Origin of the sequence: Streptomyces candidus (assembly GCF_014207445.1) — a bacterium.
Lineage (GTDB): Bacteria > Actinomycetota > Actinomycetes > Streptomycetales > Streptomycetaceae > Streptomyces > Streptomyces candidus.
Map to the genome: position 1 here is coordinate 500179 of NZ_JACHEM010000003.1, position 13517 is coordinate 513695.

Annotated in this window: 10 protein-coding genes; 2 read left to right on the forward strand and 8 right to left on the reverse strand. The window is 71.3% G+C overall.

Features of this window, described 5'->3' with window-relative positions; translation table 11 throughout:
* Positions 1-56 precede the first annotated feature (56 nt).
* The gene (locus HNQ79_RS08295) at positions 57-1019 is read left to right on the forward strand and encodes a hydrogen peroxide-inducible genes activator (RefSeq protein ID WP_185028515.1); all 963 of its coding nucleotides are present in this window, start codon (positions 57-59) and stop codon (positions 1017-1019) included.
* A 105-nt stretch (positions 1020-1124) separates the two neighbouring features.
* Here the strand turns inward: HNQ79_RS08295 and HNQ79_RS08300 are convergent, their stop codons facing one another.
* The 5 genes from HNQ79_RS08300 to HNQ79_RS08320 form a co-directional block, all read right to left on the reverse strand.
* On the reverse strand, positions 1125-3446 hold the full coding sequence (locus HNQ79_RS08300; RefSeq protein WP_185028517.1) for an ABC transporter permease: 2322 nt from the start codon (positions 3444-3446) through the stop codon (positions 1125-1127).
* Entirely contained in the window at positions 3443-4171 is a 729-nt protein-coding gene (locus tag HNQ79_RS08305; protein ID WP_185028519.1) for an ABC transporter ATP-binding protein, read from the reverse strand. Before HNQ79_RS08305 ends, HNQ79_RS08300 begins: the two co-directional genes overlap by 4 nt.
* Positions 4168-4692, reverse strand: a complete 525-nt coding sequence (locus tag HNQ79_RS08310; protein WP_185028521.1) for a PadR family transcriptional regulator — start codon at positions 4690-4692, stop codon at positions 4168-4170. Before HNQ79_RS08310 ends, HNQ79_RS08305 begins: the two co-directional genes overlap by 4 nt.
* 87 nt (positions 4693-4779) lie before the next feature.
* Complete coding sequence (locus tag HNQ79_RS33195) at positions 4780-5079, reverse strand: type II toxin-antitoxin system antitoxin (protein ID WP_229923320.1); 300 nt, start codon at positions 5077-5079, stop codon at positions 4780-4782.
* Positions 5076-5969, reverse strand: coding sequence for an SPFH domain-containing protein (locus HNQ79_RS08320; protein ID WP_229923354.1), 894 nt, complete (start codon positions 5967-5969; stop codon positions 5076-5078). Before HNQ79_RS08320 ends, HNQ79_RS33195 begins: the two co-directional genes overlap by 4 nt.
* Before the next feature lie 464 nt (positions 5970-6433).
* On the opposite strand from HNQ79_RS08320, the gene HNQ79_RS08325 reads away from it, so the two are divergent.
* Positions 6434-8782 (forward strand): transglycosylase domain-containing protein, encoded by a 2349-nt coding sequence (locus HNQ79_RS08325; RefSeq protein WP_185028527.1) that lies wholly within the window; start codon positions 6434-6436, stop codon positions 8780-8782.
* Between the two features lie 182 nt (positions 8783-8964).
* Here HNQ79_RS08325 and HNQ79_RS08330 read toward each other — a convergent pair whose 3' ends face one another.
* The 3 genes from HNQ79_RS08330 to HNQ79_RS08340 form a co-directional block, all read right to left on the reverse strand.
* The gene (locus tag HNQ79_RS08330; protein WP_185028529.1) at positions 8965-11085 is read right to left on the reverse strand and encodes a SpoIIE family protein phosphatase; all 2121 of its coding nucleotides are present in this window, start codon (positions 11083-11085) and stop codon (positions 8965-8967) included.
* Between the two features lie 145 nt (positions 11086-11230).
* Positions 11231-11923 (reverse strand): cytidylyl-2-hydroxypropylphosphonate hydrolase, encoded by a 693-nt coding sequence (gene fomD, locus HNQ79_RS08335; RefSeq protein ID WP_185028531.1) that lies wholly within the window; start codon positions 11921-11923, stop codon positions 11231-11233.
* A gap of 89 nt (positions 11924-12012) precedes the next feature.
* Positions 12013-13452, reverse strand: a complete 1440-nt coding sequence (locus HNQ79_RS08340) for a class II fumarate hydratase (RefSeq protein WP_185028533.1) — start codon at positions 13450-13452, stop codon at positions 12013-12015.
* Positions 13453-13517: the final 65 nt, after the last annotated feature.

Consider the following 13517-nt stretch of genomic DNA (forward strand, 5'->3'; position numbering starts at 1 on the left):
TCGACTGCCGTCGCATCCCCCCTCCGGGGAGAGAAGCCCGGACCCCGCACCGCCAGATGCCGATACGGAGCACAGTCATCGCCGCCAACAGCGCCAAGAAGCAGCCCACCCTGGCCCAGCTCAGGGCCTTCGTCGCGGTGGCGGAGTCCTTGCACTTCCGGGATGCGGCGGCTGCGATCGGGATGAGTCAGCCGGCGCTTTCCGGGGCGGTCTCCGCGCTGGAGGAGACGCTGGGTGTGCAGCTCGTCGAGCGGACCACGCGCAAGGTGCTGCTGTCGGCGGCGGGGGAGCGGCTGGCGGTGCGCGCGCGGGTGGTGCTGGAGGCGGTGGGGGAGCTGCTGGAGGAGGCGGAGGCGGTGCGGGCGCCGTTCACGGGGGTGCTGCGGCTCGGGGTGATTCCGACGGTCGCGCCGTACCTGTTGCCGACGGTGCTGCGGCTGGTGCGGGGCGCCTATCCCGAGCTGGATCTGCAGGTGTACGAGGAGCAGACGTCGTCGCTGGTGGACGGGCTGGCGGCCGGGCGGCTGGACCTTTTGTTGCTGGCGGTGCCGCTCGGGGTCCAGGGGGTGGTGGAACTCCCCCTGTTCGACGAGGACTTCGTGCTGGTGATGCCGGACGACCACTGGCTGGCGGGGCGGGAGGACATTCCGCGCGAGGCGCTGCGGGATCTGCATCTGCTGCTGCTGGACGAGGGGCACTGTCTGCGGGACCAGGCGCTGGACGTGTGCCGGGAGGCGGGGCGGGAGGACGGCGGGCCGGTCACGACGACGGCGGCCGGGCTGTCCACGCTGGTGCAGTTGGTGGCCGGGGGGCTGGGGGTGACGCTGCTGCCGCGGACGGCGGTGCAGGTGGAGGCGGGGCGGAATCCGGCGCTGGTGACCGGCTACTTCGCCGATCCGGCGCCGTCGCGGCGGGTGGCGTTGGTGATGCGGGCGGGGGCGGCGCGGGGGGAGGAGTTCGCGGAGTTCGCGGGGGCGTTGAGGGGGGCGTTGGAGGGGTTGCCGGTGCGGATGCTTTAGGGGAGGTGGGGTCGGGCGGGCACGGGGGGCTACGGGGGTACGGCATGCGGCCCCGCCGCCCGCGGGGGACGCGGGTGGCGGGGCGCCCGAAGGGGTTGCCGGGGGCTATTCCGTGCGGAGGCCGTCGGGGCGCATGAGGCGTAGCAGGACCGGCATGCTCAGGGCCGTTACCAGGAGCACCACGCCTCCCGCGATGCCCGACATGATCGCGATCGGGCCCCAGTCGATGCCGACCGACACGGCCGTCATCCTCTGCAGCACCATGCCCAGGACCACGCCGACCCCGATCGCCAGGGCCAGGCCCAGGGTCACCGGCACCGCTGTCTGCCACAGCACCGACCAGCCCAGCGTCGAGCGCCGGGTGCCGAACGCGACCAGGGCTGCGAGAAGCTTCTTGCGTTCCCTCAGCTGTTCCAGCTGGGAGACCAGGAGGCTCGCGCCGATCAGCAGCAGCACGCACGCCGCCCCGGCGAACATCCCGCGCTGGATCTGCTCGAAGCGATTCGCGGTCCTCGTCTCCGACAGGACAGAGACGTGGATCAGCGGGTCGGCCGTGTAGACGGCGTTGCGCACCAGGTCGGGTGCGTCCGGCACGGAGCCGTCGAACTTGACGTAGATGGCACGGACGTAGGCCTCGCGGGCCGCCGCGGGGACCGCGCCGGGGGTGGCGAGGATGCCGCCGCGCCGGTAGCCCTCCGGGCCTTCCTTGCTCTCGACGGTCGGCATGCCGGTGGGCAGGGTCCACGGAAGGGCCAGGCCGGTCGTCGGGCCGACCGTGGGGTCGATGTAGTAGCGACCGCCGGGCCTGAAGCCCGCGGGTGTGCTGGTGCCGTCCGTCTCGTTGCCGCGTGTCAGGAAGACGTCGCCGTCCTTGCAGGACGTCACGGCACCGAACTCGCGCAGGGCCGTACAGTCGCCCACGGTCAGTTCGGAGAATACGTCCGACGCTTCGGAGCTGCCGCCCAGGAACGCCTGGTCGACGGCGAGGGCGCGGGCCACTCCGGGGATGCCGGCGAGCCGTTCGGTCAGTTCGCCGGCTTTGTTATGGGCCCGGCTGTCCGGGCGGAGGTTTAACGACATGTTCGCCCGGGAGGTGTCGGCCCCGGTGTCGTCGGTGTAGCGGCCGGTGATGCCGCTGAGGAGCATCTGGAGGGCGATGGCTCCGGCGACCGCGACCGCGATGCCGTTGACCGTGCGTGCTGCGGTTCCGCTGCTCAACTGCATGCGCCGCACGGCGAGTTGCCAGGAGACAGGTCCACTGCCGAGTTGGGCGACGACTGCTTCGACCAGCCAGGGCAGCAGTGCGGTGACGCCGATCAGCAGCAGTGCGGTGCCGCCGATGACTTGTGGGCGGTTGAAGTCGCCGCCGTCGCCGCCCTGCCCGAACATCGGCAGCAGCAGGGCCAGTCCGACGGCCGGCAGCAGCAGCCGCCACCAGAGCCGACGGCGTACCGGTTTCGTGGTGCGGACCACGCCGAGCGGTTCGATGACGACGCCGCGCAGCGCGAGCAGTGTCACCAGGACCCCCGACGCGGGCACGGCGAGGCAGATCAGAAGCACCACCCAGGGCAGCGGCACGAGGTCGGCGGGGAAGACGCTGATCCGCTCCAGGGTGATCAGTCCGGCCGTGGAGCGGATCGCGAAGAACAGTCCGGCACCGACCGCCAGTCCGATCAGGGCGCCCGCCAGCGCCTCGCCCGCCGCGATCCGCCGGGTCATCCTTCCGTCGGCGCCGACCAGCCGCAGTGCGGCGAGCCTCCGGTCGCGTCGGTCGCCGCCGAAGCGCACGGCCGCGGCGATGAGGACGGCGACGGGGGCGAGCAGGACGACGCAGGCCACCAGTACCAGGAGCAGCAGGACCGGGTCCAGACCCTCCTGTTCCACGCCCTGGAAGGAGGAGATGCGGTGGGTCGATCCCGGGCGGTGGGCGAGGTCGTCGCTGCCCTGGTAGTAGAGGAGTTCGTGGGGTCCCAGGAGGCCTTCGTCGCCGATGACGGCGGTGACGGGGCCGTTCAGCCGCTTCCGCAGCAGTTCGCCCCCACCGGACTCCATGAGTTCCTTCAGGGCGGGGGAGACCGCCAGTTCGCCCGGTTTCGGGAAGGCGGTCAGGCCGGGTGGCAGGGGCGCCCGGGGCCCCTCGGGCCGCAGCATGCGGGCCTGGACCGGGTGGTCGAGGAAATCGGTGGAGAAGGAACCGACGAGGAGGGTGTCCGGCCCGGCCTTCTCGACCGAGTGGCCGCCGAACTCGCCGCGTGCGGCGCTGCGCTGGTCGCGGGCGGTCAGGGCGTTGGGGATGGCGGAGGTGATCAGCAGCAGGGCGACGCCGAGGCCGACGCCCACGGCGGTGAGGAGCGTGCGGGTCCAGCCCTCGCGTCCGCCGTTGACGGCGAACTTGACCCCGAGGCGCAGGTCGTCGAGTGCGCTCATCGGGTGAACTCCATACTGACGTCGCGCGATGTGCCGTCCCGTACGACGATCTCGCGGTCGGAGTAGGCGGCGACCCGTGCCTCGTGGGTGACCAGGACGACGGCGGCGTTGGTGGAGCGGGCGGCCTCGGTGAGCAGCTGCATGACGCGTTCGCCGTTGAGGGAGTCCAGGGCGCCGGTGGGCTCGTCGGCGAACAGTACGCGGGGTCCGCAGGCCAGGGCGCGGGCGACGGCGACGCGCTGGCCCTGGCCGCCGGAGACCTCGCCGGGGCGTTTGGGGCCGAGATCGTCGACTTCCAGGCGTTCCATCCAGGACAGGGCGGTGCGTTCGGCGTCCTTGCGGGGGGTGCCGGCCAGGCGGAGGGGGAGTGCGACGTTCTCGACGCAGGTCAGTTCGGGGACGAGCTGGCCGAACTGGAAGACGAAGCCGAACTCGCTGCGGCGCAGGGCGCTGCGTTCGCGGTCGGACATGGCGGACAGGTCGCGGCCGTCGTAGGTGAGGGTGCCGGAGTCCGGGGTGACGATTCCGGCGAGGCAGTGCAGCAGGGTGGATTTGCCGGACCCGGAGGGGCCCATGACGGCGACGACCTCGCCGGGGTGGATGGAGAAGTGCGCGCCGTCCAGGGCGGCGGTGGTGCCGTACGTCTTGCGCAGGTCGGTGGCGGTGAGGAGGGAGCCCGCGGGGGCGTGGCCGGGGGTGTTGTTCTGCGGGGGCTGATTGCTCAACGTCGTATCTCCGTGGCGAGGCGGTCCAGGCGGGCGGCGGTCAGTTCCAGCCACCGCAGGTCCGCTTCGAGGTGGAACAGGGCGTGGTCGCAGATCAGCTGGTCGGCGAGGTCGCCGCCGCGTTTGCGGTCGGTGAGTATGCGCATGAGGCGCAGGTGTTCGGCGCGCTGGGTGTCCAGCAGGGTGTCGGCGCTGCGGCCGGTGAGCAGGGCGAGGACGACCTTGGTGTAGAGGGTCGACTGGAGGTACGGCTCGGGCTTCTCGGGCTCCGCCAGCCACTGTTCGACGTCGGTGATGCCCGCGTCGGTGATGGCGTACCGCTTGCGTTCGGGGCCGGCTCCGGATTCGGTGCCGTCGACCTCGACGAGGCCGTTCTTCAGGAGGCGGGACATGGTGGAGTAGACCTGCCCGTAGTGCAGGGGGCGGTCGTGGCCGAACTTCTCGTCGAAGGCCCGCTTGAGGTCGTAGCCGTGGCGTGGGCCGGCCTCCAGGAGGCCGAGCAGGGTGTGACCGATGGACATGTCGAGCACTGTACACGGCGTGTATACATGCAGTGCATAGCAGTCGGAAAAAAGGAGTGGGGACCCTCGCAAAAGGGTCCCCACCTGCTAGTTCTCGTCCTCTGGCGGCCGTTTGGGCGGGCGGCCCCGTCGCGGCAGCGGGCCCGTGTGCCTGGGAAGGCGTCCCGCGTCCGAGAGCGAGGTGCGCAGCAGGAACTCGATCTGGGCGTTCGTGCTGCGCAGCTCGTCGGAGGCCCAGCGCGCCAGGGCGTCGTACACCTTGGGGTCGAGCCGGAGCAGTACCTGCTTGCGGGCCTCGCGCCGTGGCCCGGGCGCGGAGTTCCGCGCTCCGGCCGCCCGGTCCTCGGCCGCCGCGTCCGCCCGCTCCGGCCCCGCGTCGTCGCTCACTGGTAGAGCGACCCCGTGTTGATGACCGGCTGGGTGGCGCGGTCTCCGCACAGCACGACCAGCAGGTTGCTGACCATCGCCGCTTTGCGCTCCTCGTCGAGTTCGACGATGTCCTGCTCGGTGATGCGGGCGAGCGCCTGCTCGACCATGCCGACCGCCCCCTCGACGATCAGCTTGCGGGCGGCGACCACCGCGCCCGCCTGCTGGCGCTGGAGCATCGCGGAGGCGATCTCCGGCGCGTACGCGAGGTGGGTGAAGCGGGACTCGACGATGTGGACGCCCGCCGCTTCCACGCGCGCGTGCAGCTCGACGGCCAGCTTCTCGGTGATTTCCTCGGCGTTGCCGCGCAGCGAGAGCCCGGCCTCCTCGTGCGCGTCGTACGGGTACTCGATGGCGATGTGCCGGACGGCCGCCTCGGTCTGGGTGGAGACGAACTCCAGGAAGTCGTCCACCTCGAAGAGGGCCTGGGCGGTGTCCTCGACCCGCCACACGACGACCGCCGCCAGCTCGATCGGGTTGCCGTACGCGTCGTTGACCTTGAGGACGGCGGTCTCGTGGTTGCGGACGCGGGTGGAGATCTTGTTGCGGGTGGTGAGGGGGTTCACCCAGCGCAGTCCGTCGGTGCGGATGGTGCCCCGGTAGCGGCCGAAGAGCTGGACCACGCGGGCCTCGCCCGGCGCGACCATGTTCAGGCCGCTCATGGCGAGCAGCGACCCGAGAAAGAGCAGGATGCCGATGCCGATGAGGGCGAACTTTCCGCCGGCGGCGGCGATCGAGGCGCCGAGCACCACCAGTGCCACGGCCGCGACGACGCCGAGCAGGCCCAGCAGCAGGGCGAGCCCGCCGGGGATGCTGTGCGCCGGGAACTCGGTGACGCGGGGTGCGGGCATCTCCGGGAGGTCCGGCGAGCGGGTGTCGGAGCTGTCGGTGGGGCGGGTGGGGTCGGAGGGGTCGTGGGACGGTCCGTTGGCTGTGTGGGTCATGCGGTTCCCCGTTCTCTGAAGCACTTCACGCATGGGCGTCGCTCTGCCGGCCACGGTCACTGCTGAGCTAGCAAAGTGATATCACTTTAACGCGTCCCGCCGTGCCTGCCCAGAGGTGTGCCGCCCCCGTCCGGAAGGATCAGGAGGTGAATCGGACTCGTTTCCTCAACTTCGCTCACTCCTGGCAACCTTTGAGGCTCCCCGTTCGTCGGTTCCTTGGGGGGAGGTGCTGATTGTCACGTCCGCAAAAGGCGTGATCTGCGGCTATTTGTCCAAGTCGACGGTGTTAGCTTTCTGAGCTGATCCGGCGATAGTTCGGTGAGTATGGGCGAGCTATGCGAGCGATGACTGAGAAGCGGAGCAACTGACCAATGGGCCGTGCGGATGCGCGAAAGGCCCGGCAGCGTGGGTCGCGCCGGGCGCAGACGGAGAGGACCGGCATACGCCGCTTCTTCACCTGGAAGAAGGTGCTCGGTACTTTTGTCGGACTCTGCCTGCTCGGGATGGCGGGCTTCGTCGCCCTCTACATGCTCACCGAGATCCCCGCGGGCAACGCGGCGGCGAAGGTCCAGAGCAACGTCTACAAGTACAGCGACGGCGAGGTTTTCGCACGCACCGGCCAGGACGGCGCGTACGACCGTGAGAACGTCTCGCTCGACAAGATCCCCGAGAAGGTCCAGAAGACCTTCGTCGCCGCCGAGAACATGTCGTTCTACGAGGACGAGGGCATCGACTTCAAGGGCACGGCCCGAGGCGTGCTCAACACCCTCACCGGCAAGGGCAAGCAGGGTGGTTCGACGATTACCCAGCAGTACGTGAAGAACTACTACCTCACCCCTGAGCAGACGGTCAGCCGCAAGCTCAAGGAGCTGGTGATTTCCCTCAAGGTCGACAACAAGTACGACAAGAACACGATCCTCCTCGGGTACATCAACACCAGCTACTACGGGCGCGGCGCCGCCGGGATCCAGGCCGCCGCCCAGGCGTACTACCGCAAGGACGCCGAGAAGCTCACCGTCGAGGAGGGTGCCTACCTGGCGGCCCTGCTCCAGGCGCCCAGCAGCTACGACGTGCTGAACGCGACGCCGACGAACAAGAAGCTCGTCATGGACCGCTGGAACTACGTCCTGGACAACATGGTCAAGATGGGCGAGCTGAAGCAGGCCGACCGGGCCGGAATGAAGTTCCCGATGCCCGAGCCCGTCCGGGCCGACCCCGGGCTCAAGGGCCAGACCGGCTACCTCGTCCAGGCGGCCGAGCAGCAGCTGAAGGTGCGCGAGAAGGTCGACGAGAAGCAGCTCGCGGCCGGCGGCTGGCAGATCACCCTCAACATCGACAAGAAGCGGCAGCAGGCCCTGGAGAAGGCCGTTCAGCGCCAGTTGGAGTCCAAGCTCGACCGCAAGGGCAACAAGGTCGACTCGACCGTCCAGGCGGGCGCCACCTCGGTGGACCCCAGGACCGGCAACGTCGTCGCGCTGTACGGCGGAGCGGACTTCCTCACGCACCAGGTCAGCAACGCGACCCGCACCGACTACCAGCCCGCCTCCACCTTCAAGCCGTTCATCTTCGCCGCCGCACTGGAGAACAACTCCGAGACGCAGGACGGCGAACCGATCACGGCGAACACCGTCTACAGCGGCAAGAGCAAGCGTCCCGTCGAAGGCAGCGAGATCCCGTTCGCCCCGGAGAACGAGGACAACGAGAGCTACGGCGACATCACCGTCCAGACGGCGATGGCCAAGTCCGTCAACTCCGTCTTCGCGCAGATGATCGTGGACGTCGGGCCCAAGCTCACGAAGGAGGTCGCGCTGCGGGCCGGCATGCGCGAGCGGGGCGACTTCGGCGAGGTCCCCGCGATGTCGCTCGGCACCATGCGCGCCAGCACCATGGACATGGCGGGCGCGTACGGCTCCCTCGCCGCCCACGGCAAGAAGATCATCCCCTCGATCATCAAGGAGGCCGAGCACAAGGACCTCGCGAAGATCCGGCCCGAGGCGCTCAAGGACGCCGGGGGCCTCCAGCGGGAGACCGCCGACACCGTGACCTCCGTCCTGCAGAACGTGATGAAGGAGGGCTCGGGCGTGAACGCCGACAGCGGCGAGTACAACGCGGCGGGCAAGACCGGAACCTCCGAGAACAACCGGGCGGCCTGGTTCGCCGGGTACACCCCCAGGCTCGCCACCGCCGTCGCCCTCTTCGGCCAGGACCCCAAGACCGGCCGCCAGGTCTCCCTCACCGGCACCGCCAGCGCGGGCCGCGCCAACGGCGGCGGCTTCCCCGCCCGAATCTGGCGCGACTACACGCTGGGCGCGCTCAGCAGCAAGGAAAAGGCCGCCCAGTTCGACCTGGAGGTCAGGGCGGGCGCCGACTTCCGGACACCGCCCCCGCCGCCGCCCACCACGCCCCCGCCGGCCACCGAGACGCCCACCCAGGAGGCGACGACGCCCCCGCCGGTGACCGACACACCCGAGCCGCCGAAGTACACGCCCCCGCCGACCCGCACCCCGCCGGGCGACGGCGGCAACGGCAACGGTGGCGGCAACGCCAACGGAGGCGAGGGCGGCGGCGACAACGGCGGCACCCCGCCCGACCCCGACCCGGGCACCGATCCGGACCCGGGCACCGGCCAGCCCGGCGGCGCCAACCAGGGCGGCGACACGGTCGGCAAACCGGGCGGCAACGTCAACGGCGGCGACGGGCAGTGGCCCCCGCAGCCGTAGCCGGCCCGCACGCAGGGCGCTGACGACGGCGGGCCCCACCCCGACCCGGGGCGGGGCCCGCCGCCTCCGTACCGTGCGGCACTCCGCTCGATCCCGTACGACGGCGGGGCCCGTCCTGTGCGTACCAGGACGGGCCCCGCGGTTGTCCGTGCCGTCGCCCGCCGGGTGCGGCGAGCGGGCATTCAGTGCGGCGGCTCCGCCGCCGACCCCGGCAGCCCCAGCTCGAACCACACGACCTTGCCGCTGCTCAAGCGGGTCGCGCCCCACTTGCGGGCCAGCCGGTTCACCAGGAACAGGCCCCGCCCGCCCTCGTCGGTGTCCCGTGCCCGCCGCTGCCGGGGCAGCTGCGGCGAGTCGTCGCCGACCTCGCACCGCAGCACGTCCGTACGCAGCAGCCGCAGCGTCACCGGGCGCTCCGCGTAGCGCACCGCATTCGTCACGACCTCGCTGACGAGCAGTTCCACCGAGTCCGACAGCTCCTCCAGGCCCCAGCGCTCCAGCGCGCGCCGGGCCAGACGCCGCGCCCGCCCCGGAGCCTGCTCCTCCGGTTCCAGGAACCAGTACGCGACGTCGCTCGGCGCGATCCCGTCGAACCGGGCGGCCAGCAGCGCGATGTCGTCGTCCCGGTCACCGGGCCCGAGCATGTCGAGCACGTCGTCGCAGAGCGCCTCAAGGGGCGGCGGGTGGTCGGGGCCGGTCAACTGGGCGGTGGCGGCGAGGCGTTCCCTCAGTTGCTCGATGCCCGTCCACACGTCCCGCAGCCGGGACTCGACCAGGCCGTCGGTGTACAGGAGCAGCGTCGCGCCGGCCGGAGCGTCCAGCTCCACGGCCTCGAAGTCGACGCCGCCGACCCCGATCGGCGCCCCCGGCGGCACCCGCAGCACCTCCGCGCGCCCTCCCAGGTGCAGCAGGATGGGCGGCGGGTGCCCGGCGTTGGCGATGGTGATCCGGTGCGACACCGGGTCGTACACGGCGTACATGCAGGTCGCCATGCGGTCGGTGCCGAGCCGCTGCGCCTGCTCGTCGAGGTGGTGGAGCACCTCCTGCGGCGGCAGGTCCAGTCCGGCGAGGGTCTGGGCCGTCGTACGGAACTGCCCCATGATCGCCGCCGAGGTCATGGAGTGCCCCATGACGTCGCCCACCACCAGCGCCACCCGGCTGCCCGGCAGCGGAATCGCGTCGTACCAGTCCCCGCCCACCCGAGCGGTCTCGGCGGCCGGGAGGTAGCGCGACGCGAGCTTGACGCCGGTCGGCTTCGGCAGCGAGTCCGGCAGCATCGTCCGCTGCAACTCGTCCGCGATGTACGCCTCGCGCCCGTACAGAACGGCCTTGTCGATGCCCAGCGCGGTGTGCGTCGCCAACTGCGCCGCGACCAGCAGGTCATTGGTCTCGAACGCGGACCGCTCGGGCCTGCGCAGGAAGACGGCCGCACCGATCACCCGGCGGCGGCCCCGGAGCGGGGCGAGTATCGCGCGCCGCCCGTCGGGCAGCGCGCACTCCCGGCCGAGCAGCTCCGGCAGGGCGATCCGGGCCGCCGACGCGTCCCCGAACACCGGCCGCACGCCGCGCAGCACCTCGGCCAGCGCGCCGCCGCTGAGCACCTCGCAGAGCTGCTGCGCGGGCGAACCGTCGCCGACCACGGCGTCCAGCTCCTCGACGGCCTCCGGTGACTCGCCGAGGTCACCGGGCCGCAGCCGGTCCGTGCGCCGCAGCCGCAGCATGAAGGGCACGGCGGGCCGCTCGTCCCCGACGGGCAGCGGATCGCGCAGATACACCAGGATCGCGTCCGAGAACGTCGGCACGGTCGCCCGGCACAGCCCGAGCACGATCTCGTCCAGGTCGATGCCGCGGGCGATCCGCCGGGTCGCGGCCCCGACGAACCGGAGCCGGTCGCCCTCGGTACGGGCTGGCTGGGCGGGCGTGCTGTGCCCGCCGGGCCCCGCGGGACCGCCGGGGGCACCCGGGCCGCCGGGGCCGGTGGGGCCGCCCGGACCGCCGGGGCCCGTGGGGGCGCCCGGTTTGCCCGGTCCGCCCGGGGCCGCCGGTCCTGCCGGGGCGGGCACCGCGGCCGTCGTCGGCCGCGCGCCCTCCTCCTGCGGCTCCTGCCGTGGCCGGGCGCGTTCCTGCGGCCCGGCAGCCAACGGCTGCCGGCCTTCGTGCGAGGTGGACTGCTGCTCCGTCACGCGTGGGGTTCCGTCCGTCCGGGGAGCTCGTGCGATGCAATCGCTGCCTGCGGTATACCCGCTCTGCGGGCGGCGTCGACAGAACGGTGGCCTGTGAACGTTACAGAACCGCACGCACATTTGTGCAGGTTCACAGAACCACCCCCCTGTGGTGACATACGGTCAGGTGGTGCTCCACACCCGGTAGTTGAAGCATCCGACCACTGCGTGCGCGGCCTTCCGGAGGACGATCCTACGTTTGGACCCCGGGGGCGCATCAAGAGTCTCACGTCGCCATGCGGGCCGGGGTGCGGTCCCAGTCGTCCGGCAGCTCGGGCACGCCCCAGCGCGGATCCGGCCGCCAGTCCTCCCAGCCGTCACGGAACGGCGTCCCCCATGTCTCGATCTGCCGCACGGCCGCCCGCCCGGCCTCCCGTACGCGTGCGGCCTGCTCCTCGTCCATCAGCCCGACCCGCAGCGCCTCGGCGAACTCGTCCTCGTCCAGCCACATCCAGCGCCCGTCCGGCGCGACCGCGATGTCCAGGAAGTGGTCCTGCGAATCCACCCCGCCCGACCACCGCGACCGGGGCTCCTCCAGGTTCACGTACCAGTTCTTGAACCGCCATCCGCGTTCCCAGAACAGCCACACCGACCACGGATCGCCGGGCCGCGCGAGCTTGAGCACCCCGGTGCCGAACCACCGCGACGTGGTCGTCGTCCGCGCCTTCGTGTACCGCGTCGCGAGCGGCTCCTGATGCACCGAAGTGCCGTCCAGCAACACGGGCTTGACGCACTCGGTCCCCGGCGCCATCCACACCGCGAGCAGCTCGTCCGTGTCCTGCACCACCGTCACGGGACGGCAGATGTGCAGGCCGGCGGAGGCGTTGTCCCGGTACCGCCAGAGGATCCGGTCCCCGGCGGCCCACCTGCCGCCGACCGCCCCGGCCCCGTTCGTGTCCACGTCCACGTGCTCTGTCATGAACGGATTTTAGGAGGGCGGGGGCGGTGGCGCAGCGATTTGGATCACGGGACGCCGCCGCGCCCCCGCCCGCCCCGGCTCGTCCGGCGTCACGGCCGCGTCATGCTCAGCACGTCCAGGGCGGCGTCCAGCTGCTCCTCCGTGAGGTTGCCGCGCTCCACGTAGCCGCCCTCGACGACGACCTCGCGGATCGTCCTGCGTTCGGCGACCGCCTTCTTGGCGACCTTCGCGGCCTCCTCGTACCCGAGGTACTTGTTGAGGGGGGTCACCACGGAGGGGGAGGACTCCGCGTACTCCAGGGCGCGCTCGCGGTTCGCCGTGATGCCGTCGACGGTGCGGTCGGCCAGCAGGCGGGTGGAGTTGGCGAGGAGACGGACGGACTCCAGGACGTTCTTGGCGATGACCGGGAGCATCACGTTCAGCTCGAAGTTGCCCGCCGCGCCCGCGACGGCGACCGTCGTGTCGTTGCCGGTGACCTGGGCCGCCACCATCAGGACCGCCTCGGGGACCACCGGGTTGACCTTGCCCGGCATGATCGACGAGCCGGGCTGGAGGTCGGGCAGGTTGATTTCGGCCAGTCCGGTGCGCGGGCCGCTGGCCATCCACCGCAGATCGTTGGCGATCTTGGTGAGGGAGACGGCGATCGTGCGGAGCTGGCCGGACGTCTCGACGAGGCCGTCCCGGGCGCCCTGGGCCTCGAAGTGGTCGCGGGCCTCGGTGAGGGGCAGGCCGGTGGTGCGGGCGACCTCGGCGATGACGGCGGCGGAGAAACCGGGCGGGGTGTTGATGCCCGTACCGACGGCCGTGCCGCCCAGCGGGAGCTCGGCGAGCCGGGGGAGGGAGGAGCGGAGGCGCTCGACGCCGTACCGCACCTGCGCCGCGTAGCCGCCGAACTCCTGGCCGAGGGTGACTGGGGTGGCGTCCATCAGGTGCGTACGACCGGACTTCACCACGTCCGCGAACTCGGCCGACTTGCTCTCCAGGGCGGCGGCGAGGTGTTCGAGGGCGGGGATCAGGTCGTGGGTGACGGCGGCCGTCGCGGCGATGTGGATCGAGGACGGGAACACGTCGTTGGAGGACTGGGAGGCGTTGACGTGGTCGTTGGGGTGGACGGAGCCGCTGGACGAGTCCGCCTGGCCGAGGGAGGCGTGGGCGCTTTTCAGCCGCTCGGTCGCGAGGGTGGCGACGACCTCGTTCATGTTCATGTTCGAGGACGTGCCGGAGCCGGTCTGGAAGACGTCCACCGGGAAGTGCTCGTCCCAGTCGCCGCGCGCCACCTCCCGTGCCGCATCGGCGACCGCCTCCGCCACGTCCTTGTCCAGGACGCCCAGTTCGGCGTTGACCTTCGCGGCCGCCGCCTTGATGTGGGCGAGGGCCTCGATGTGGGCGCGTTCCAGGCGCTGGCCGGAGATGGGGAAGTTCTCCACGGCCCGCTGTGTCTGCGCACGCCACTTGGCGTGGGCGGGGACCCGTACCTCACCCATGGAGTCGTGCTCGATCCGGAAATCCTGTGCGTCGTCGGTCGTCATCGTCGTCGTACCTCCTGTGAAAGTTGAGCGGTTGTCCTGTCCTGGGTATTCCCATCTGGGCTACC